The organism is Nocardia sp. NBC_01730, from assembly GCF_035920445.1.
GTDB lineage: Bacteria > Actinomycetota > Actinomycetes > Mycobacteriales > Mycobacteriaceae > Nocardia.
Genome location: NZ_CP109162.1, coordinates 8,273,318 through 8,293,955, shown reverse-complemented (window position 1 = coordinate 8,293,955; position 20,638 = coordinate 8,273,318). Strand labels below are relative to the sequence as shown.

Here is a 20,638-nt window from a genome sequence, read left to right as displayed (position 1 = left end):
GCCTCACCCTCGATGGGCGCGCTCCCCACATTGCGCGCGGCCACCGACCTCACCGCAATGGGCGGCGAATACTACGGTCCCGCCGGACTATTCGAGATCCAGGGTTTTCCCACCACAGTGCAATCCAGCAGCCATGCGCGCGACCCCGAACGGCAAGCCTGACTCTGGATTGCGTCCGAGCGACTTATCGGTGTGCGCTACCCCAGCTGACCGGCACAGCACCTCACTGCATGTCGAGTACCGCCGCGGTCCACGATGGGCTGGTGCGAATCTGTGACGGAGTCATCGCCTCGAGCCCCGATCACCGTCGCCGACGCCCATCCGGCCGGTGCGGCCGACGCGTTGACGCGCTGGCGGCACGGGGGCCGCAGCCCGAGGGAAGCTGTGGTAGCGCACGTTGAGCGGGGCAACCGACCAATGGCTGAGCGACGGTCCAGCCGAGCATTCGGCCCGTCGGTGTCACGAGCGGCGTTCTCAGCGGGACGGTCGACATCCACACGACGCACCCGTATCCGGACGAAGGGCGAGCGATCTGGCCTTTGGATCGGCCCGGATGATGCGGTGGGTGTCGGCCGGGACAACGCCCTTACGCGGGAACTGCGAGTCATCGGCGGAAGCAACAGCGTGGACGGCGGCGGTCCAGCGTGCGCGCGCGAGAAGCTCGACGCAGGTGCCGTCGAGGACACCCGCTTTGCGGATCGATGGGCAGTGAAAACTGGACACCCCGAATTTGCCAAGGCCTGATTGTCGCCTCGAGGCACCCGGCCATGAGTGCACTGCTGATCCGCATTGCTGTCCGGCTCCCCACCAACTGTTGGTCTCCACCTCCCGGGGTACAGTTGGCTCCGTATACGAGCCCTTTGCTAGGTGGAGAAATGACAATGGATCCTTCCCGCTGTGTCGTGCTGGTACCGGTGAACGATTACATCGAGCCCGGGTGCGCAGAGGGTTTGGCAGAACTCGAGCGGCTCGGCTATCCCGTCTGGCGTATATACGGTTGTTCCGCAATCGACCAGGCACGAAGTCAAATCGCCACAGATGCCTTGGCGGCAGGTTTCGATGAGCTGATGTGGATCGATGCAGATGTCCGCTTCCATCCGGAAGCAGTGGGAATGTTACGGTCTCACGACTTGCCGTTGGTCTGTGGTATCTATCCCAAGAAAAGGTCACGCGAACTGGTCTGCAGCTTGTTGCCCGGCACCGAACAGATCATATTCGGAGAAGGCGGCGGCACCCTGGAGATCCGGTATGCGGCCGGCGGGTTCCTGCTCACCAAACGGAGTGTCTACGAGACGATCGCGGAGCAGGAAAAGCTCCCGGTCTGCAATGAACAGTTCGGCCGCGCCAATGTCCCGTATTTTCTGCCGCTGATCGTCCCAGATGGCGAGAACCACTGGTACCTCGGTGAGGATTTCGCGTTCTGCGAACGCGCTCGACGCTGCGGTTTCACCATCCACGCCGATACCAGATTCCGCCTGGAGCATATCGGAAAATACGGATACACGTGGGAAGATGCGGGTAGCGGGCGAAATCGCTACAGCAGTTATGAATTCAATTTCAATTTCGGACAACGCTCCGCGGATGTCGACACCGCTGCCGATGAGCAGGTCGACGCGGATGTGAGTGTCGACCAGGCCAGTTGACCGGCGCCCGGCCGGGCAACCCACAGCCCGGCTGTCACACTTCTTCCTCCACATACAAAGGGAAAAACTTTTCGATCAAGAACTCAGGCAGCACATACTGCGGAAACATTCGCACACTGCTTCCGGGGTGGAGCGTGTGCAGTACCAGCCCTTCAGTATCGGGTACGCAGACTGTTTTGAAACCGGCCTTCTGCAGCCTGAGAGCGAAATCGTAATCGCAGACCAAGCCATCCGGAGGATTGCCGCGAATTTCCACCTCCGGATAGGTCGACTTGCGCCACACGAAGGAGAAGCCGTATCCCCAGAGGTTTCCGTGGACCGAGTCCGGGTGCCAGCCCCTCGTCGAAATCGGCTGGAGCGGCTCCCATGGCGAAAGCATGAAGTGAGTCGGCGACAGAATATCCGTCGACCAGTAGCAGAACACCTTGTTCGCGGGATCGTAGACGAACCACCTGCTCAGGGTAACGAGAGCGGCGTCACCGAGAAATTCGACCATTCGCTCGATATATTTCGGAGCATAATAGTCGTCGTCATCGAACTCCACAATGATCTCGCCGCGAGCCAACTGAGTCATAAGATTAAGCTTGTCGCCGAGTGTCATACGCTTGTTCGGCATACGATAGTATCGGATTCGATGCTCGCGGCATAATTCCTCGTCGAGGAAATCGACCGGCTCCGGACTATCATCCACGATGATCATTTCCGTTCCGCCGCCGAAGGTCTGCGCACAGTAGTGGCGGACGACCTTGCGGAGGAAGGCTGGTCGCTGATACGTCGGGCAGACCACGCTCACTCGCGGAGCGGGTGAGCCATCGCCGAGCGAAGAGTGTTCGGATACCGGCGAATACAGCTGCATCGACGACCTTCCCCGAGGCACACCGAAGCTATGTGCCACGTTCAGGATCGTTGCGCCGTCGGCATCACCGGGAACACGACTCACGCCGGCTCGGGAAGAAGCGGAACGTTCACGCTGTGGGGGTGGATTGTCGCGGGTATTCCGGACTGCTTCTCGCGCGTCCACCACAGGCGCCGACCGTAGTCGGCTCCGCAGCGCGCGATCCCACTCCGGCACCCGATCGTATTGATGCACAATCGGATACAGCTTGCCTCCGGCTGTCTGCACGCCCTCCGCAGCGAGGACCGGCTCGGGCTCCAAGAGGAACGGGCGCAAGGCCCTGACCTTGCCCGGGTCCCCCAATGTGGCGGCTTGACAGGCGAACCCGTCCTCCGATGCCACCAATTGCACCGCCGAGCGATACGGTTCCATATCGAGCAGCAGATTGTATGCGCTTTGATCCGCGACCGGCACCCCCGCCGACTCGGCGGTGAAGGAGATCGCGAGACACAGGTCCGCCACCATATCGGCCTGCCCGGCAAGGACACCGACATTGCGGATCACTTTCGACCGCAAGCGCTCGGCTTGTGCCGGGAAACTTCGTTGCAGGTTGTCCCGGTTCCACTCCTCGTCGACGTATCGCACCGCCTCGCTGACGGCGAGAAAGGGACGCTCGAGGTGGGTTCCCAACCACTTGGTCGGATCTGCTTGAAAGTACACATCCCGCACATCGGTGACAACGGCGAATCGGAGCGAATGCACGAATTTCCGCAGTACATAGCCGATATCTTCGAATCGCTGATTGTATACGCTGCCGCGAAGCGGCATTCGCACCGCATGCAGCCCGAGCGATTCCAGGTTATCGGCCACGAGATCGCCGCGGTGATCCCGGTCGTACACGATGACGACACCCAGCCCGGCGAACTCGCTCGCGACGAGGCTCGTAGCCCACGCCTCGATATCGGCCCACTCGTACCCGGTCGCCGCACCGATGACGATGTCCTGTTTCGCGCCCAATCCTCCGGCCGCTCAGACCTTCGGCGGTGTAACGGGTGGTGGACCGGAAGGCTGTGCTTGGCTCACGGTCGGCGGCGGTGGAACCGCGGCTCCGGGGCCGGCGTTGCCACCGACGTCCATACCGGTCGGATGGAAGTAGCCCGAGAAATTCCCGTACTTCTCGATCAGCGGGGGACTGTTCGGATCCAAGGGAACGAGTTGACCGTTGTCCAGGATTTGCAGACCGTTCTGGTTGTTGACGACCAGCGCACTGTGGTTCTCCCACTGCACGACATCGCCTGTCTTCAGCTGGGCGACATCATTGATCGTCGACCACGGATGATTCGGTGTCGACTCACCCGTGGTTCCCGCATACGCGGCTGCCGCATCCATAGCGACATTTTGCTGCTGCCGCTGCAAAGCCTCCGCGACCGTCGACGATACCTGCACGGTCGACTTGTCCGGCAATGGGTAATCCACCATTGCGCCGGGTGCTGTTACCGCCGGCGGAGTACCCGCGTCGGTCGGCGCCGCCACCCCGGGAGGAGATGTCTGAACGGCGGGATCGGTTGCCGCGGGCGCGGCGCCTTGCTGGTCGCGGCGTCGGGCGTCACGGGAATCCCTGGAATACCTGCTGTCATTGCCGCTGTCATCGCTGGGCTGACGGTTTTGGTTCCCCATCTGAGACATAGCATTCATCATCATCATCTGCTGCATCGCATCGCCGATACCGCTGCCACTAGTAGCGGGGGTCGTGGCATTGCCGGTCGTCGCGGTCGTGCCGGTCCCCGACCCGTTTCCGGAGCCATTCTGCAGCGCCGCCTGCACCAGAGAACCGAAGTCCACGCTCGATGAAGCACCACCGCTACCGCTACCGCTACCCAGAAGGGAACTATCGGACGTGGAACCGAGGGAGCTGTCCGTAGAACTCGCGGTCAAGTCATCGTACAGCGGACCGAAATCCGTGCTCTGATAGCCGGCTTGCTGTGTGGAACCATTTTGACCCGTGTTCGCAGTACCGTTGTTTGCACCGTTGTCGACGTTGCCGCTGTTATCCGTGGCGGTCTTGTTGTTATTGTTGTTATTGTTGTCGCTGTCGACCTTATCCGCCTTTTTCTGGAACTCCTTGGTCGCGTTTGCGTACTCTTCATCCCATTTCTCGGCGGCGTCGTCGATGTACTTGACGTAATAGTTCTGTTCCGCTTCGGCAGTGAGGTAGTAATTGCCCGAATCTTTGTTTTTCTCGTAGGCTACGATCTTGGTTTGGCTATTGTCAACGTCTTTGTAGCTGTAGCTGATCTTGTCGCCGTCCTGCGTGTAGCCCGGAAACTCGAACTGAAGCTTCTCGTTGAGGTCGTCCTCGATTACCTTGAGCTTCTTGAAGGTTTCGGAGTTCAGTATCGCGGAGTCACTAGTGTTGACTTTTACGTCTTTGTGCGCTTCGGTGTACTCTTGCTGACGTTTGTCCAGCTGGGTCTTCAGAGTCTCGTGCTGGCTTTTGATCTGTGACCAGCCGTCTGCGGTCGTGACCTGTTCGCCGTCGAGCACGTTGGTGAAGTCGGGCGCAGCCTTCGGATCACGGGCACCGAGTGTGTCGAATCCCCACTGCATAGTGAACTCGGTGTCCTCGATCAGCGATATCAGCGCCGCACTGGCACCCTTCGGCTGATACAGGTCGACCCGATGCAGATGTTCTTTCTCGTCGGGCAGTTCCCAGCCATAACCTTTCTCGAACTCCGGCTTGTTGGCCTCATCCTCTTTCTTCTTCTTGGCGTCGACGACATGTGCCGGGTCGCCACTGGCAAGCGCGTTGATGATCTCCTTGTATTTGTCGTCTTTCTTGAGATCGTCGCCGGCATCTCTGGCGAGCATTTCTCTTTCCGCGGGTTCGAGTTTATCGAAAGCCTGCTTGAACTCGGTTGAATTCAATCCGGCCAGCGCATCCAACGAGTCTTTGGCTTGGCCGTCCTGGAAACCGGCCCCATCCCAGGTGCTCGGCTCGTAGTGCTTGTTGATTTTATCGACGGCGTCGTCTACCTTGTCGCCCATCAGACTCTCCTCTGCTCGCTGGAGCCCTCGAACTCCGCCGGACCTTTCAGCAATTCAGCGATGGACGGGGGAGCCCCGCCGGGGCCGACGGAACTGACGCCGTGGGCACCGGGTCCGATACTGCGAGCAACCTCGACGTTCGGGACCGCCATACCTGTGCTCGTCGTCTCCGTCGCCTGTGCCACCGCTACACGCGCCGCCGCCGGTAACAGCGGGTGCTCAGTTATCTGGCCGTACGTGTAGAGCACATCGCGCAGAGTCTGCCGGTCGGGTTCGCCTGCGGCGAGCAACAGCAGCAGTTCGTCCGCACGGCGCTCGAAAACCATGCCGCGCAGGGCTTCGGTGCCGTATCCCAGGCGGACGCCGCCGACAGGAACGTGGGACACGTCCACCCGCCGCGACTGCAGTGCCGCCGCCGTCATGTCATCGGCGCGTATCTGGTCCCACCAGTTCGCCGGGATGGGCCGACCGACGTGCAGGGCATCGAGGATCCGTTGCCGCCAGGCGCGGTGTGTGGAGATCTCCCCCTCAATGCCGGATACGGCGGCGCGGACCCCCGCATGCGCGGCTCGCGCCAGCTCGAGGCACTTGGCCCGAATTTCCATTTCGGGCACCGTCGCCGCCTGTCGCAGCAACTCGTCCGAGCCGGCCAGCGCGAGCCGGTCGACCAGTCCGATGCCAGGCGAAGTGAAGTCGACGGCGGACTCGGCGGCGGACACCCGGCCCTCGATGGCGACATCGTCGCCAAGGGCTGCGCGCAGGTCGTCGGTGATTGCCGCGGAAGACACCAGGGCGCTGATTCGGACACTCCTGAGGCGGCCCATCAAGCCGAACTCGGCGAGCATCCGGGCCGGGTCGGTGGTGCCCTCCAATGCCGCTGTGGCCTCCCGAGCCACGTTGTCGAGGACGACGTCCCACCTCCACGGGAGGGCGATCTCCGACGGCAGGAACAGTCCGGGAGGCAGCCAGCCACGGCCCTCGGTGGAGGTCAGCAGAACGATGGGCCCGACAGGGGTCCGCAGCACCACCACCGCCCATTCCAGACCGAGCGCCGAATCAGCTACGGCGGCGAGGGTCGCTGCGAGCAAGGTGCGGGCGAGCACCAAGTCCTCTTCAACCTGCGCACCTACCATGAACGACGGTAGCGCCTGCTTGTCCTTGACCGCGTGGACCGCTGCCGCGAACGGGCCTGTCGCCAGTGGTGCAGGCATCCCGCCGGCCGAGACCGCGGCACCGACGACGACCGCTGCCGCGAACGGGCCTGTGGCCAGTGGTGCACCTATCCCGCTGACCATGCCTGCGGCACTGTTCGCGTTGATGGCCGGAGTTACGGGTATGTCGGCGGCGCCGGGCACCGGTATGTCGACCGAGAGCGGCGTCGTCCAGGTCGGTGCGGTGGCTCCAGCGGGCGCGGTGTCGTAGGTTTGTGGTGCCGATGCGGCGGGTGCCAGGGGCGCCTGGTCGGAGCGGCCAGTCTCGTCGGACATGCCCGGGGCGTCGGGTGTGAGGGCGGAACGCCGCCCCGGCTGGGTGCCGTTCACCGTCGGTGTGTCCGGGCTGGTGCCCACCGGCGCCGCAGGATCCGTGGATGCGCCGGGCGTCGGACCGACCGGAGGGGCTTTGTGGTCGATGCCACCCGCCTGGGTGACCTGGCGCCTGCCGGTCTGATCGCCGTCTTCGAGTGATCTCGCCGACGCGATCAATTCGTCTCGCGTCCGCTCATGGTTAGCGGCGAGGCGTTCGGCAGTGTCGTGGCGCCTGTTGTAGTAGTCCACCAGAGCTGCCCGCATCGGGTCGGCAATCGACCCGTATGCAGATTCGAAGTCGGCGAGCCAGCCATGCGGGATTTCACCCCACTTCCGGATGTTTGCAGCGGCCAGATCGTGCTGCTTGGCAATTCTGCGCAGCTGCTCCGGCTCAACATCCAGGTATTCGGGCATGTTCGGTTAATCCCTCCCGCCATCTATCTCAGACTCATTGTTCCGCCTTCCCAAATTTGGGGACCTGCCGGTCCGGCTCGGTCCCAGCCCGCAATTCCCGCATGACTTCCGCGAGCGGCCGCGGCAGATTGTCGGTGTTGTTCATGGCGATGTCGTACTGCCGCCGCGCGTCTTCGGTGCTCTCTGTGATGGCGGCCATGATGTCGGCGGCCAGTTCCCGATTGTCGAGCCGGGCGCAGGTTCCAGGCGCCAGATACAGGCCGAGCAGCCGCCCCATCGCGTCCACCTCGGGAATGACCAAGCCGCTTGGGGACGGGCGGCGCGCAACGATCTCATCGGCCCGTTCGCGCATGTCGGCGATGCGGTGCCGCAACTCCCGCGCCATGCCGAGTGCGGTGCGTACGTTAGGGTGGATTTCTCTCATAGATCCTCACTCATTTGCTGGCAGAGCGCCCGCCTGCGCGGCGACTGACCAAGGCTAATACTCAGCTGGTGCGGCGAGAGATCCCTGACGGCCCGCGGCACTTACGGGTTTCCTCAGGTTTCCATCGCAACGTCCACCAGGGCCAGCACGGACATGGCCGTGCTGAGTAGCCTGCGATCATCGGCGAATATCTGAGTGGCTTGATTCCGTTGGCCTGGGACCAGCAGCCCGAGCGAGGCGGGCCAGCCACCGTCCGGCAACTGTGCCGCCAGCAGCGCCTGACGGAGCAGGTTGACGTGACCGGATGCACGCAGACGCACGGCCGTGATCAGGCGCTGAGCGGTGTCGAAGGATGACTCCTGTCCCGCGGCCATGCCTGCGCCCGCGGGGCCGACGGATTCGCTCAAGCGTTCCCGCTCCGCCGCGGCGATCGACGAGGGTATGCCGCCGGAACAGGCCAGAAAGTTCAGATTGTGCGCCGTCACGTAGGCGTCCGACCGCCACCAGAACGGAAGCCACCTACCGTGCTCTCGGTGGCGGCTCAGGGTGTGCAGGCGGATGATGTCGGCTGTGGCCTTGTCGCCGAGCGCGAGGAGGGCAAGTCCCGCCATTGCAGCGACCTCGTCGTGTTCGTCCGCCCAGGACCCGAATACCGCAGGTGATGGGAAGGTGCGCACTCCGCCCGTCGATGTGAGGTAGTTGGTGAATAGGCCCTTCGACACTGTTGGTTCGGTATCGCGTGTAGCGATCAGACGCACCACCCATGACGTGGAGTCGGCGTCGCACGAGACGTCACGGTTGTATCCCCATCCACTGGGTCGTTGCGAGTCCCGCAACGCGGCAACGGCCCGGTCGACGGCCCGGGTACGGTTGGAATCGGGCGAGGCGAGTCCTGCGGCGAGATCCAGCGTGACACCCACGCATCCGGTGATCCAGGATTCGGATCTGCCGGGCGGCAATTCGTAGTCGCGCCAATGGCCGTCGGGGTCTTGATGGCCGACCAGGAACTCGCACGCCGCGGCGACCACCTGGGTGAGATCACTATCCACGACACCCGCTTTCTATCTCGGATCCCGACCAAGAGGCGAAATGCCGCCAGGATACATCGGCGCAGCTGAGGTCCACCGCGACCAACGGTACAGACGGCAACGAGACACCGATGGAGACAGTCACCGGTGGCGTACGCGGGCGCCCAGGCGTGTCCCCGCGAAAGTCGCGCCTGTAGCCGATAGCGGCGTATGCCGCGCCGAGGCAGGCCAGCGACACACATGCGCTGTCCCCAGCGATGGGGATGCGAAAGATTGGGCACGTCGGTCGGAATGAGAGAGTTTGTCGGTATGGGTAAGAATGTCAATCCGCAGGGCCGGGCCGACTTCGGTGCCTTCCAAGGGTTTCTGCATTCGACCGAGCTCGACCAGTCCGCACCGGACACCGCGGGCGACCATGGCGCGCCGACCATTCCATCGACCCCTCTCAATACACCCGCCGCCCCGGGCGCGACGCCCGCAGCCCCCGTCCCCACCGGACAATCCTGACGATGGTTATGTCTGGAGCCGCCGGAGAATTCCTGGTCGACTTGGCCGAGCGGTTGACGCTGCGTTGTGATCCAGCACCCATGCACGCCATGGTGGGACGCGCCTGTGGCGGACAGCTGGCCGCGCGAGGGCCGGATGGACACCGAGCCAGCATGCTGACCATCTCCGGTATTCCGTTCGAAGCCAGTGTGACCGGTGGCCGAGGGAAGTTCACGCCTGCCGTTCGCTATATCACTGAGACCGCGACGCAGGAGACGGAGTTCGGCTCTCGCATCGCCGCTCAACTCGCGGCACTCCGGGATCTCGTCGCATGGTTGCCGAACGGAGATAAGACGGTCGCCGACATGCTGCAGTCCTTCGTCGCGACGCTGTATCCCGATCCCGCGAAAGTCGCGGCGCGACATCGCTCCGCCACGTGGATAGGGGTTGTCCATCATGCCGCAGCGCCACATCATGCAGCCCGTCTCAAGGTGTACGGCGGTCTGAAGATCGTGCCGGGGGCGCTGCGCCGGTTGTGCAGTGAATGGCCCGGGTTCGCCGGATTGGCGTCCGTACCCGACCACGAGAAGCTCATTACTCCTGTTGGTGCCGCGATTGAGGTGGACGCGCGCGGCGACGTGAACCACAAGATCTACCTGAAGGCCCGGTACGACGACGTCGCCGTGCCGATGAAACTGGCCCAATACTTCGGTGATCCGGCATGGGAAGTGCTGTCCGAGTTCGTTCGGTGTGGCGTCGACGCGGACGAACTCCATCAGCACGACTTATTCGTCTGCTGTGCACGCGGGGCAGGTGCCCCTGGCTTCGGGCTTTCCCTGGGCGCAAGGCAACGCGACGACCTGACCAGGCTCGTGTGCGAACTCGCCTCCCGGCACCACGGCACCACCCATGCCGTCGACGCCCTCGCCCGGGCAGCAGAATCGTGTGGGGCGACCTGGCGTTACTCAGCAGTCGGACTGGGCTTCTCTGTAGACCACGGCGTCGACAAACTCAACGTCTACGGCACACCCACATGGAGTACCGCGTAGTACGTGAGTGGCTGGATGCCCTACAGGAGCCGTGAGCCGCCAATCAGCATGGCGGTGAAGGGCCAGGTAAGGGTTGCCCGAGGAGTCCGGCGCGCGGAACTCGATGCGCTTGGCCTTCGGGTTGTTCCCGGTGACCGGGATACGAACCGCGGCAGAACGGTTGCGCTGCGAGTACACCAGGTTGATCGGGGCCTCGTAGCCCGGGACCAGGCGGTGGTAGGAGTTCACGGTCGGGTTCGTGAAGGCCAGCAGCGACGGCGCATGGTGCAGAATGCCGCCGATGTAGTGGCGCGCGATATCCGACAGCCCACCGTAGCCGGACTCGTCATGGAACAACGGCTTGCCGTCCTTCCACAGCGACTGGTGCACGTGCATGCCCGAGCCGTTGTCACCGAAGAGCGGCTTCGGCATAAAGGTAACGGTCTTGCCCTCGGCCCACGCGGTGTTCTTGACGATGTACTTGAACAGCTGCAGGTCGTCGGCGGCGTGCAACAGGGTGTTGAACCGGTAGTTGATCTCGGCCTGACCGCTCCGGAGAGACGCCCCGGCCGGATGTCTTCGGCTATGATCGCAGCTGGTTTACGGCTCTCAAGCGACCTTCCAGGTGCGATCGCCCAGCGTGACGACGACGTCCACCTTCCCGCCCAGTGCCGCAACATAGGCCCGGATGGTGTCGATACCCGCGATCTCTCCACTCTCGATCTTCGAGATCCGCGCTTGCGAGACATCCAGCAATCCGGCCAGTTCCGTCTGAGTGAGCCCGATCGCCTTGCGAATCTCGGCCAGTTGATGACCGCGCACATACGATTCGCGTCGGCCACGCGCCCGCGCGACACCCGCTGCGCGCTCATCCTCGGTTCGCGGGTCGAGTTCGCGCGCCTTCGCCTTGACCTCGCTCCACTTCGTGTACTTCGTGCTCATCACTTCTCCTTCAACGCTTCCAAGTGGTCGCTAAAGCGCTCATCGGCCAACGGGATCGCGTCGCGATACCATCGCTGCCAGTTTCCGGACTTGTCACCAGCGACGAGAACAATCGCCTCCCTGGCTGGGTCGAACGCGAAGAGCATGCGCACCTCAGTGGTTCCAGCGGATGGAGGTCTCAGTTCCTTCATGTTGTGATACCGGCTGCCCTTGATCCGGTCGACAAGCGGACGACCGGCCGCAGGACCTTCGACCACCAGTTGAACGAGCGCATCTTCGATCAGATCACCCGTTTCCGGATCGCCAGCACAAATCGCCAAGTACCACGACTCCACCTCCGGATGAAGACTGATCTCCCAGGTCACCGGCTGAAGTATAACAGAAATATTATATCGCACTTCTCGGGGTTACCGCCGAGATTGCGGCTACGACCAGCAACGGACCAGCCCAACGAACGGGACGAGCCCCCTCGCACCGGTCGGTGCGAGAGGGCTCGAAACGTCTGGCGCTACAACGACTTACACGTCGAAGTACAGCTCGAACTCGTACGGGTGCGGACGCAGGTTCACCGGCGCGATCTCACCTTCACGCTTGAGGGTGATCCAGGTTTCGATCAGGTCCTCGGTGAAGACGTTGCCTTCGGTGAGGTAGTCGTGGTCCTGCTCCAGGCGGTCGATGACCGAGGCCAGGCTGGTGGGAGCCTGCGGGATGTTCTTGGCCTCCTCCGGCGGGAGCTCGTAGAGGTCCTTGTCGACCGGGGCCATCGGCTCGATCTTCTTCTTGATGCCGTCCAAGCCGGCCATCAGCATGGCGGTGAAGGCCAGGTAAGGGTTGCCCGAGGAGTCCGGCGCGCGGAACTCGATGCGCTTGGCCTTCGGGTTGTTCCCGGTGACCGGGATACGCACCGCGGCAGAACGATTGCGCTGCGAGTACACCAGGTTGATCGGGGCCTCGTAGCCCGGGACCAGGCGGTGGTAGGAGTTCACGGTCGGGTTCGTGAAGGCCAGCAGCGACGGCGCATGGTGCAGAATGCCGCCGATGTAGTGGCGCGCGATATCCGACAGCCCACCGTAGCCGGACTCGTCATGGAACAACGGCTTGCCGTCCTTCCACAGCGACTGGTGCACGTGCATGCCCGAGCCGTTGTCACCGAAGAGCGGCTTCGGCATAAAGGTAACGGTCTTGCCCTCGGCCCACGCGGTGTTCTTGACGATGTACTTGAACAGCTGCAGGTCGTCGGCGGCGTGCAACAGGGTGTTGAACCGGTAGTTGATCTCGGCCTGACCGGCGGTGCCGACCTCGTGGTGGCCACGCTCCAGTTCGAAGCCGGAGTTCTGCAGGTTGGTCGAGATCTTGTCGCGCAGGTCGACGTAGTGGTCGTACGGGGCGACCGGGAAGTAACCACCCTTGTTGCGGACCTTGTAGCCGCGGTTCGGGGTGCCGTCCGGATTGAACTTCGCGCCGGTGTTCCAGGAGCCCGAGATCGACTCGATCTCGTAGAAGGCGCCGTTCATGGCCGAGTCGTAGCGGATCGAGTCGAAGATGTAGAACTCCGCCTCTGGACCGAAGTACGCCGTGTCGGCGATGCCGGTCGAACGCAGGTACTCCTCCGCCTTGCGCGCGATGTTGCGCGGGTCGCGGCTGTAGGCCTCACGGGTGAACGGGTCGTGCACGAAGAAGTTGAGGTTCAGCGTCTTGGCGGCACGGAACGGGTCGACACGCGCGGTGCTGAAGTCGGGCAGCAGCAGCATGTCCGACTCGTCGATCGACTGGAACCCACGGACAGAGGAGCCGTCGAACGCCAGCCCTTCCTCGGCGAGGTCGGTGGTAAAAGCCTTCCCGGGGATCGAGAAGTGCTGCTGAACACCGGGAAGATCGCTGAATCGGATGTCGATGTACTCGATGTCCTCGTCAGCGATGTATTTGATGACCTCGTCGGCCGTGCTGAACGTCACTTGTTCTCCTTACGGATCGGTTCCCAGCCAGTGTCGATTGCATGGGTTCGTCGCGACCAGACGGTATGGATGCCGTGTTTCCCTGCAGTCAAGGCTGTGTTTCGCCAGTGTTACGCGTACGCCTGGCCGAGTGGCGATGGCCACCCTGGCTCGAACTGCATGGTAGTCCTGCTATCGGCCGAGGTACGCGGCGACCTGAAGTCCACTTATGCGGTGCCGGGCGGCCGACCGGGCGCGCCTATTCTGGGGTGCATGGCACGCATCACCGGATCCTGGCTCTCCGGACCTTCAGCCGACTCCGGAGAGCCGGCAACCTCCGAGTTCCCCGGTGAACACCTCGGCCTGCCGAAGACCGGAGCGGGCTCGCTGGCGGGCATGGGCCGCCGCATCGCCGCCCTGTTCGTGGACTGGTTGATCGCGCTCGGCATCGCGGCGCTGATCGTGCGCGGCGGCTCGGCGTCGAGCCTGACGTTGCTGATCTGGTTCGTGATCGGCGTCGGCGCGGTCACGCTGTTCGGCTTCACGCCAGGGCAGTACTTCCTGCGGCTGCGGACGATCCGCATCGACGCGCCCGCGCCGGTCGGGTTCGTGCGCGCGCTGGCCAGGCAGGTGCTGCTGATCTTCGTGGTGCCCGCGTTGTTCACCGACGCCGACGGGCGTGGGATGCACGATCGCGCCACCGGCACAGCGCTGGTGCACTCCCGCTGAACCACCTGGCATCGGACCTGCTCGACGCCAGGTCACGCCGATAGGCTGCGCCGGTGTCCTTGAATCCGATGATGCTCGCTGCCCGCTTCCTGCTCGAGCTTGTTGCTGTAGCTTCTTTCGGCGTCTTCGCCTGGCGCGCATTCTAAGGACACGCGCCGTCGGCCAGCCCGGCTAGATATAGAGCAGAAGGCAAAGAATCCGTGTCGCAGGGACGCGTGCCCCTCCGGGAGTCGGGGTCAGCGCCTGCGGATGGTTCGCTGCACGCCGCGCATCTTGGCGCCCCCTGGCATCGGGCCCTTCGGCAGCGCGGGCCCGCTGCGCGAGCTGAGCGCGGATAGCCGGCCCTCGATGAGGTCGATGCGCTTGGTGTCGATGTTGCGGGGCAGCTTGGTCAGGTAGCGCTGCAGTTCCTTCAGCGGAACCTGGCCCTCCTCGTTGCCGATGACCACGTCATAGATCGGGGTGTCGCCGATCAGCCGGGCCGTACGCTTCTTTTCCTGGGCCAAAAGCGATTTCACCCGCTGCGGGGAGCCCTCGGCGACCAACACCACGCCGGGCAGGCCGATCACCCGGTGCACCGCGTCCAGCTGCGTGGTCGCTGCGATGCCGTTGTTCACCCGCCACTTGCCCTGCAAGTTGTCCAGCACCCAGGCCGCGGCGCCCGCCTGGCCCTCGGCCTTGCCGTAGACACTCTTCTGCACCCTGCGGCCGAAGATGATGAACGCGAGCAACGCGCCGAGCACCACGCCGAGCGGAACGAGGAACCAGGTCAGCCCGAAGATCAGGCCGATGACGACGAAGACGGCAGTGCTGCCGAGCACGGCGCCGATCATCAGCGGCAGCAGCAGCTTGTCTTCCTTGCGCTGCATCTGGAACGCCTGCCAGAGTTGCCTGCGACGCTCTTTCGACTGCTGCTTGCGAGCCGCTTTCGCCGCGGCCTTCGCTTCCTTGGTGGGCTTGCCTGCTGCCATGTCTCTCAGGATAGTGCCCAGGTAGTCCCGGCTTTGCCACGGGACAGCGGCGCGATCAATTCCAGCCGCGGCGGGCGATCGGGCCGAGCACGCTGAGATCCAGATCCCCGGATGCCTCGGTCCAGCCCATGGCGCGCAGCTCCACCGGGGTGGTGACGCCGAGGGCGTCGCGCAGGCCGACGGCGACCGAGCGGGCGAACGCGAGCAGGCTGCTCGGCGAGATCGGCCAGAACAGCGTTCTGGTCCAGTTGTCCGTGTCGCGCCGCAGCACCGGCTCGTGCCAGCCGAGTTCGCGCAACTCCTGCGCGGCGACATCCGGGATCGGCTGCGTCAAATAGTTGTTACCGGCCAGCTCAGCGGATAATTTGATGTCGTATTGGACGAACTGGACGTAGCGATTACCCGGCGCCGCGATGATCAGCGTCGCGCGCGAAGGGAGCTCCGAGAGACATTGCGTCAGCGCTTGCACGAACCGTTCCCAATCCGCGGTCACCGGCACGCTCATTCCTCCCCGGGCACTCACACTGGGCTGATCATACGCCGACCAGCCGCAGGCACCAGGCGAATTATGGTGAACCACGGCAGAGTTCACGCAGTCATAGCAATATGAAATAATTCGATGATATCGGCGCAAGCCCGCACATCAGCCCCGCCACGGCCCGCACCTATGTGAGCCGCCTGCCGGCCACCCTGCCTGGCCGGGACCGCTCGCCACTCGTCATGCTCGCCTACGAATCCGGACTGGTCACACCCGGCATCAATTCGACATAGGCTCGATGACAAGCAGGCGGCGAGCGTCGAGCTGCCCATGCTGATCGGAACGCGCAACCCCGACCTGCCCGGCGACGTCACCGAGGGCATCGTGAAGTGGCGAAACGACATGACCATCATGCTCGGTCCCGGCGTGCTGAACAATGCAACCGTGTCCATGAATGTGCCGAAGCGCGCCGGTGACCAATGACGGAGCCGGTAGACGATCTGACCGCCGAACGCCTCGCCGCGGCGCTGCGCTGCGCCACCGTGTCCGCGGAGGACCTGGAGAATGCCGCCACAGCCGCGTTCGAGCTCCTCGACGTCCACCTCGAGCAGTCCTTCCCGCTGGTACACGCCGAGCTCGAACTGCGACGGTTCGGGCACAGCAGGCTCTACCGGTGGCCGGGCAGCGAACCCGGCCGGGTCGCCGCCATCCTGCTCGCGCACCAGGACGTGGTGCCCGTGGACGATGCGCAGCGCTGGACCCATCCGCCGTTCGCGGGGGTGGTCGACGACGAATTCATCTGGGGCCGTGGCGCGATCGACGACAAGAGCCGCGTCGTCGCCATCCTGGAGGCGGTCGAGTCCGCGCTCGCCGGGGGTATCCGGCCCCGGCACACCGTGTATCTGGCGTTCGGGCACGACGAGGAGGTCTTCGGCGGGCATGGCGCCGAGCGCATGGCCGACCATCTCCGGCAGGCGGGCGTGCGCGCGGACCTGTTGCTCGACGAGGGCGGCGTGATCACCGAGGGGATCGCCGACGGCGTGCGGCAGCCGGTGGCCACGATCATGCTCGGCGAGAAAGGCTGCGCGACGGTTCGGCTGTCGGTCACCGAGGTGGGCGGGCATTCGTCCATGCCGGGCAAACAGACCGCGGTCGGACGGCTCGCTCGCGCGGTGGGCCGGATCCAGGACCATCCGATGCCGCTGCGCCTGACCCCGGTGATCGCGGACATGCTGGCCCGGCTGCGCCACGCCATGCCCGAGCCGCGGCGGCGCCTACTCGGCCTCGCCGGCGTCGCGGCGCCGGTGATCACCCGGGTGATGGCGGCCCGTCCGCACACCGAGGCGCTGGTGCGCACCACCACTGCGCCCACTGTGATCCGCGGCGGGGTGAAGTCCAATGTGCTGCCGCAGCATGCCGAGGCGCTGGTGAACTTCCGCATCCTGCCCGGCGACTCGGTCGCCTCGGTGCTGGATCATTGCCGGAAAGTGGTGCGCGACAAGGGTGTCCGCCTCGAACTGGTCGGCGTGTCCGCGGAACCGTCGCGCAGCACCGGTCCAGGCCCCACTTTCGACCTGATCGCCGAGCTCGCTCGCGACATCGTCCCCGGTATCGCGGTGACCACCGGTCTCGTCCCCGGCGCCACCGACTCCAGGCACTACGACGATCTGGCGGGCACCCGCTGTAATTTCGCCCCGATCGTGCTGAACGAACGCGACCTGGCATCGATTCATGGAACCGACGAGCGGCTCTCCCGGGTCAACTACGCTCGACTCATCGAGTTCAACCGGCGGCTGATCGAGCGGCTCGCAACAGCTACGACCAGTGCGCCATCGACGTCAGGAGCCGATGCATGACCACCGAGCCCACGGCGGACGACGCCACGCCGACCGGGCTGCCCGCGATCCGCACCGAGTCCGGCGAGTTCGACGGCACCGGCAGCGGGGTGGCCTGGCGCGGGTGGCTGCCCGACGGCACGGCGCGGAGCGCGATCGTCCTCGTGCACGGCGTGGCCGAACACTCCGGCCGCTACACCCACGTCGGGCAGCGTCTGGCGGCCGAGGGTTTCGCGGTCTACGCGCTCGACCACATCGGCCACGGCAAGTCGGCGGGCGGCAAGGCCAACATCGGCTCGATGGAAGGCGTTGCCGACAATGTCGCCGCCATGCTCGACATCGCGCGCCGCCAGCACCCGGACGTGCCGCACTTCCTCCTCGGGCACTCGATGGGCAGCCTCATCGTGCTCTACCTGGCCACCCGCGCGCCGATCGACGTCGCGGGCATCGTGGTGTCCGCGCCGCCGCTGGACATCCCGGTCGGCAATCCGGCGCAGCGGTTGCTCGCGCCCGTGCTGAGTAGGCTGGCGCCGAATCTCGGCGTGTTGAAACTGGATTCGTCGCAGATCAGTCGTGATCCCGCGGTGGTCGCGGCCTACGACAACGATCCGCTGGTCTACCGGGGCAAGCTGCCCGCCCGCACCGGCGCCGAGATGCTGAAGGCCAGCACCACGGTCAAGGGGCGGTTGTCGAAGCTCACGGCGCCGCTGCTGGTGCTGCACGGCACCGCCGACATGATCGCCGAGCCCTCCAGCTCCGACCTCATCGAGCGGGGCGCGGGCTCGAAGGATCTGACCGTGATCCGCTACGAAGGCCTCTATCACGAGGTGTTCAACGAGCCCGAGCAGGACAAGGTGCTCAGCGACGTGGTCGGCTGGCTGGAGGCGCACCTTACCAGCCAGTAGTATCCACGCATGGGAACCACCCGATCCATCGCGTTCATCCGTGCCAGCTGGTACAGCTCGATCTGGGGCGGGCCCGTTCAGTGGAAGCGCACTTGGGCCAGCACGGCGCGGTGGTCCGAGCCGGGCACGGTCAGGGTGTGGATCTTTTCGGCGGTGGCTTCGGCGAGGAGGATGTGGTCGATGCCGATCACCGGGCCCCAGCCGCGGTCGTTCGGGAAGGTGGGCAGCAGGCCCGCGCCGGTTTGGTCGGCGGCGGAGGCGAAGCGGCCGCGCAGCAGGTCGCGGTATGCCGCGTGGTCGCGGGTCGCGTTGAAGTCCGCGCCAACGATCGCGGGACCGGTTCGGGCATCGAGGATTTCACGGACCCTGCGCATCTCGGCAGTCCATGCCTTGAATGCGAGCGGCGGGACCGGATGTAAGGCGAAGACCGTGATCGGTCCGCGCTCGGGGTGATCCATTGTCGCGGACACGTTGTTCAGGATGAAACCGACGTATTTCGTGGTGTCGCGCAACGGGTATCGGCTGTAAATGCCCGTGCCGCCGCCGCCCGTGGGTGTGGGCTCGGTGTAGTGGTACGGCAGATCCTCCTGGATTCCCGCAATCGTCAATCGCTCGATCGCCTGGTCGGTCAGTTCATCGACGGTCAGCACGTCGATCCGGTTCTCTCGCACCGCGCGGACCACGGCCACCGGATCGGCGCCGCCGAACAGCAGGTTCGATTGCATGACGGTGAGCTGCGTCCCGCTCGTGGCCCGCCCCTCGGGCACGAACGCGGGCACCAGCGTCCACAGCGTGGCCGCGGCGAGCACCCCTGCGACGGCAGCGCTGCGCCACCTGCGCGCAATCAGGAACAGCACCAGACCGACGACCGCCCCGATCATCAGGTACGACGCCCCCGACGCGACCACCACCAGCCATCGCCGCTGCCACGCTCCGAAATGCAGCACGATCCCGACGGCTCCCGCCGCCACCGCGCACCACCCCGCTTCGAGCAACGCCCGGTCCGCCCATCCACGCATGTGGTCGAGCCTATCCGCCGATTGTGGAGATCCGATGTGGCCCAAATGCGGAGCGCCGTCTGGCTCACCATCCGTACCCGCCAGAATCCCCGGCGCACGGGAAGGGCAGCGAACGGATCCGCTGGGCCTGGTACTGACGCTGTTCTGGGACAAGGACGATATCGACCGCCGGTGAGTGCGCGCCTGCGGGACATCCTATATCGACTCGGGGGCCGGTGATTTCGCGGTGCAGCGTTGTCCTGCCGACCGTCACCGAACCGGCGGCGGCGTCAATACTCCTGCAATAACTACGAATTCACGCGAAACCACAAAAGGCCAGCGATTCACATGACCGTCTCGGGTGCGATAAGGTTCTTCGGCTGTATCAGTTCACCGAAGAGGACATGGATATGAGGCGTTCGGTCATTGCTCCACTGTGTTTCGTGGCGGCAGCGTTTCAGGGAGTATGCGCTCCCGGGATCGCACAGGCAGATCCGATGCCGGACAAGTCACGGGCGGTCACCACAGAGGATGGTTGGGACCTGCGGGTCACCACGACCGCGGCGAGTCTGGACCGCGTTCCGAACTTGGCAGCGACGCCGTTCACCCGCGAGGGGTTCGTGAGCCTCACAGCGACTGCCGACATCTCCGGAACCGGCCAGCAGCCGGTGGACGCAGGGAGCCTGACGCTCGGCTATCAAATCGGCTGCCAGGTGGATGTCTCCACCGGGGTCGCCGTGGGTTTGTCGGGACTGATCGGCCCGAATGTCGGTATCACGGTAGCGCCGACACCGGGATTGAATGTCGGCGGAAGCGCTTTGGCGGTGCCGTCGATCTCGGTCAATCCGAAACCAGGAGCGATCACCGCCCTTCCCTTCGGCACAAAGACGTTGGCCGGACCGCATGGCTCCATCAGCGTGGACCAGGTGCAGATCAAGGTGGATGCCTGCCTCGGGGCCGTCAGCCTGCGCGCGTACGCGATCGTGTCGATGTCCACGGCCACCGCCGACAATTCCGTCGCCGTCTACGGCGACCCGATCTGGTTGTGATCATGAAACGCCGCATAGGAACAGCCCTTGTGGCCGCAGTGATAGCGGCGGGCACCCAAGCCGTCGCGGCCCAGGCAGAGCCGATCCCACCATGTGACGAAGAGCTGATTACGATCCCTGGGAAGCCCTGCGATACAACACCACCCGGGGAACCCACCCACCCCGACGAAGACGTCCAACCCGGATCGTCCGGATCGAATGGGACACCCTCGCCACCGCAATCCCCCGGCACGAGCGGCCCGCCTGACAAGGGCGGCTCTGCTGCGTCGGCGCTGACTCCGCCACCACCTGGCCATGCCCACGGACATGGACATGAACACGCGATCGTGCCCGTGCCACGGTAAGCCAGGCCGATAGCAGCCATGGCC

20 protein-coding genes and 1 pseudogene are annotated in these 20,638 nt (G+C 64.5%); 9 read left to right on the top strand and 12 right to left on the bottom strand.

All coding sequences use genetic code 11. From position 1 onward, the window contains the following. The first annotated feature begins 12 nt into the window (after positions 1 to 12). A complete protein-coding gene (locus OHB12_RS34185) occupies positions 13 to 162 on the top strand; it encodes a hypothetical protein (protein ID WP_327114361.1) in 150 nt (49 codons plus the stop codon). Between the two features lie 719 nt (positions 163 to 881). Continuing rightward, complete coding sequence (locus OHB12_RS34180) at positions 882 to 1,643, top strand: hypothetical protein (protein ID WP_327114360.1); 762 nt, start codon at positions 882 to 884, stop codon at positions 1,641 to 1,643. Between the two features lie 34 nt (positions 1,644 to 1,677). On the opposite strand, the gene OHB12_RS34175 is transcribed toward OHB12_RS34180, so the two are convergent. The 5 genes from OHB12_RS34175 to OHB12_RS34155 all read right to left on the bottom strand — a co-directional run bounded on the left by OHB12_RS34175 (position 1,678) and on the right by OHB12_RS34155 (position 8,936). After that, the gene (locus OHB12_RS34175) at positions 1,678 to 3,495 is read right to left on the bottom strand and encodes a glycosyltransferase family 2 protein (protein ID WP_327114359.1); all 1,818 of its coding nucleotides are present in this window, start codon (positions 3,493 to 3,495) and stop codon (positions 1,678 to 1,680) included. 12 nt (positions 3,496 to 3,507) lie between these two features. After that, entirely contained in the window at positions 3,508 to 5,523 is a 2,016-nt protein-coding gene (locus tag OHB12_RS34170) for a hypothetical protein (RefSeq protein ID WP_327114357.1), read from the bottom strand. Then, the gene (locus tag OHB12_RS34165; RefSeq protein WP_327114355.1) at positions 5,523 to 7,463 is read right to left on the bottom strand and encodes a type VII secretion target; all 1,941 of its coding nucleotides are present in this window, start codon (positions 7,461 to 7,463) and stop codon (positions 5,523 to 5,525) included. The genes OHB12_RS34170 and OHB12_RS34165 overlap by 1 nt, the downstream gene beginning before the upstream one ends. A 34-nt stretch (positions 7,464 to 7,497) precedes the next feature. Next, positions 7,498 to 7,887 (bottom strand): hypothetical protein, encoded by a 390-nt coding sequence (locus OHB12_RS34160; RefSeq protein WP_327114353.1) that lies wholly within the window; start codon positions 7,885 to 7,887, stop codon positions 7,498 to 7,500. A gap of 113 nt (positions 7,888 to 8,000) precedes the next feature. Beyond that, positions 8,001 to 8,936, bottom strand: a complete 936-nt coding sequence (locus OHB12_RS34155) for a prenyltransferase/squalene oxidase repeat-containing protein (protein WP_327114351.1) — start codon at positions 8,934 to 8,936, stop codon at positions 8,001 to 8,003. Between the two features lie 288 nt (positions 8,937 to 9,224). On the opposite strand from OHB12_RS34155, the gene OHB12_RS34150 reads away from it, so the two are divergent. After that, positions 9,225 to 9,422: a hypothetical protein gene (locus OHB12_RS34150; protein WP_327114349.1), complete on the top strand. Its 198-nt coding sequence runs from the start codon at positions 9,225 to 9,227 to the stop codon at positions 9,420 to 9,422. Positions 9,423 to 9,430: 8 nt separating this feature from the next. After that, a complete protein-coding gene (locus tag OHB12_RS34145; protein ID WP_327114347.1) occupies positions 9,431 to 10,450 on the top strand; it encodes a hypothetical protein in 1,020 nt (339 codons plus the stop codon). A gap of 60 nt (positions 10,451 to 10,510) precedes the next feature. Here OHB12_RS34145 and OHB12_RS34140 read toward each other — a convergent pair. The 4 genes and pseudogenes from OHB12_RS34140 to glnA all read right to left on the bottom strand — a co-directional run. Next, positions 10,511 to 10,981, bottom strand: a pseudogene (locus OHB12_RS34140) (glutamine synthetase family protein); the annotation flags it as partial. A gap of 57 nt (positions 10,982 to 11,038) precedes the next feature. Beyond that, a complete protein-coding gene (locus OHB12_RS34135; RefSeq protein WP_327114345.1) occupies positions 11,039 to 11,371 on the bottom strand; it encodes a helix-turn-helix domain-containing protein in 333 nt (110 codons plus the stop codon). After that, positions 11,371 to 11,736: a type II toxin-antitoxin system RelE/ParE family toxin gene (locus OHB12_RS34130; protein ID WP_327114343.1), complete on the bottom strand. Its 366-nt coding sequence runs from the start codon at positions 11,734 to 11,736 to the stop codon at positions 11,371 to 11,373. Before OHB12_RS34130 ends, OHB12_RS34135 begins: the two co-directional genes overlap by 1 nt. Positions 11,737 to 11,889: 153 nt before the next feature. After that, a complete protein-coding gene (glnA, locus tag OHB12_RS34125; protein ID WP_327114341.1) occupies positions 11,890 to 13,326 on the bottom strand; it encodes a type I glutamate--ammonia ligase in 1,437 nt (478 codons plus the stop codon). Between the two features lie 252 nt (positions 13,327 to 13,578). On the opposite strand from glnA, the gene OHB12_RS34120 reads away from it, so the two are divergent. Next, entirely contained in the window at positions 13,579 to 14,034 is a 456-nt protein-coding gene (locus OHB12_RS34120) for an RDD family protein (RefSeq protein WP_327121721.1), read from the top strand. A gap of 236 nt (positions 14,035 to 14,270) precedes the next feature. On the opposite strand, the gene OHB12_RS34115 is transcribed toward OHB12_RS34120, so the two are convergent. Continuing rightward, positions 14,271 to 15,005: a DUF4191 domain-containing protein gene (locus OHB12_RS34115; RefSeq protein ID WP_327114339.1), complete on the bottom strand. Its 735-nt coding sequence runs from the start codon at positions 15,003 to 15,005 to the stop codon at positions 14,271 to 14,273. 55 nt (positions 15,006 to 15,060) lie between these two features. After that, on the bottom strand, positions 15,061 to 15,498 hold the full coding sequence (locus OHB12_RS34110; RefSeq protein ID WP_327114337.1) for a TY-Chap domain-containing protein: 438 nt from the start codon (positions 15,496 to 15,498) through the stop codon (positions 15,061 to 15,063). Positions 15,499 to 15,813: 315 nt separating this feature from the next. On the opposite strand from OHB12_RS34110, the gene OHB12_RS34105 reads away from it, so the two are divergent. Genes OHB12_RS34105 through OHB12_RS34095 form a run of 3 tightly spaced genes read left to right on the top strand, consistent with a single transcriptional unit; the run spans position 15,814 to position 18,223 of the window. Beyond that, positions 15,814 to 15,966, top strand: a complete 153-nt coding sequence (locus OHB12_RS34105; RefSeq protein ID WP_327114336.1) for a hypothetical protein — start codon at positions 15,814 to 15,816, stop codon at positions 15,964 to 15,966. Next, positions 15,963 to 17,339 carry a M20/M25/M40 family metallo-hydrolase gene (locus OHB12_RS34100; protein WP_327114335.1) on the top strand — a complete coding sequence of 459 codons (1,377 nt, stop codon included), beginning with the start codon at positions 15,963 to 15,965 and terminating at the stop codon, positions 17,337 to 17,339. Before OHB12_RS34105 ends, OHB12_RS34100 begins: the two co-directional genes overlap by 4 nt. Beyond that, positions 17,336 to 18,223 carry an alpha/beta hydrolase gene (locus tag OHB12_RS34095; RefSeq protein ID WP_327114334.1) on the top strand — a complete coding sequence of 296 codons (888 nt, stop codon included), beginning with the start codon at positions 17,336 to 17,338 and terminating at the stop codon, positions 18,221 to 18,223. Before OHB12_RS34100 ends, OHB12_RS34095 begins: the two co-directional genes overlap by 4 nt. A gap of 77 nt (positions 18,224 to 18,300) precedes the next feature. Here OHB12_RS34095 and OHB12_RS34090 read toward each other — a convergent pair whose 3' ends face one another. Next, positions 18,301 to 19,242: an endonuclease/exonuclease/phosphatase family protein gene (locus tag OHB12_RS34090; RefSeq protein WP_327114332.1), complete on the bottom strand. Its 942-nt coding sequence runs from the start codon at positions 19,240 to 19,242 to the stop codon at positions 18,301 to 18,303. Positions 19,243 to 19,718: 476 nt separating this feature from the next. Between OHB12_RS34090 and OHB12_RS34085 the strand changes: the two genes are divergently transcribed. After that, positions 19,719 to 20,270: an MspA family porin gene (locus tag OHB12_RS34085; RefSeq protein WP_327114330.1), complete on the top strand. Its 552-nt coding sequence runs from the start codon at positions 19,719 to 19,721 to the stop codon at positions 20,268 to 20,270. The last annotated feature ends 368 nt before the right edge of the window (positions 20,271 to 20,638 follow it).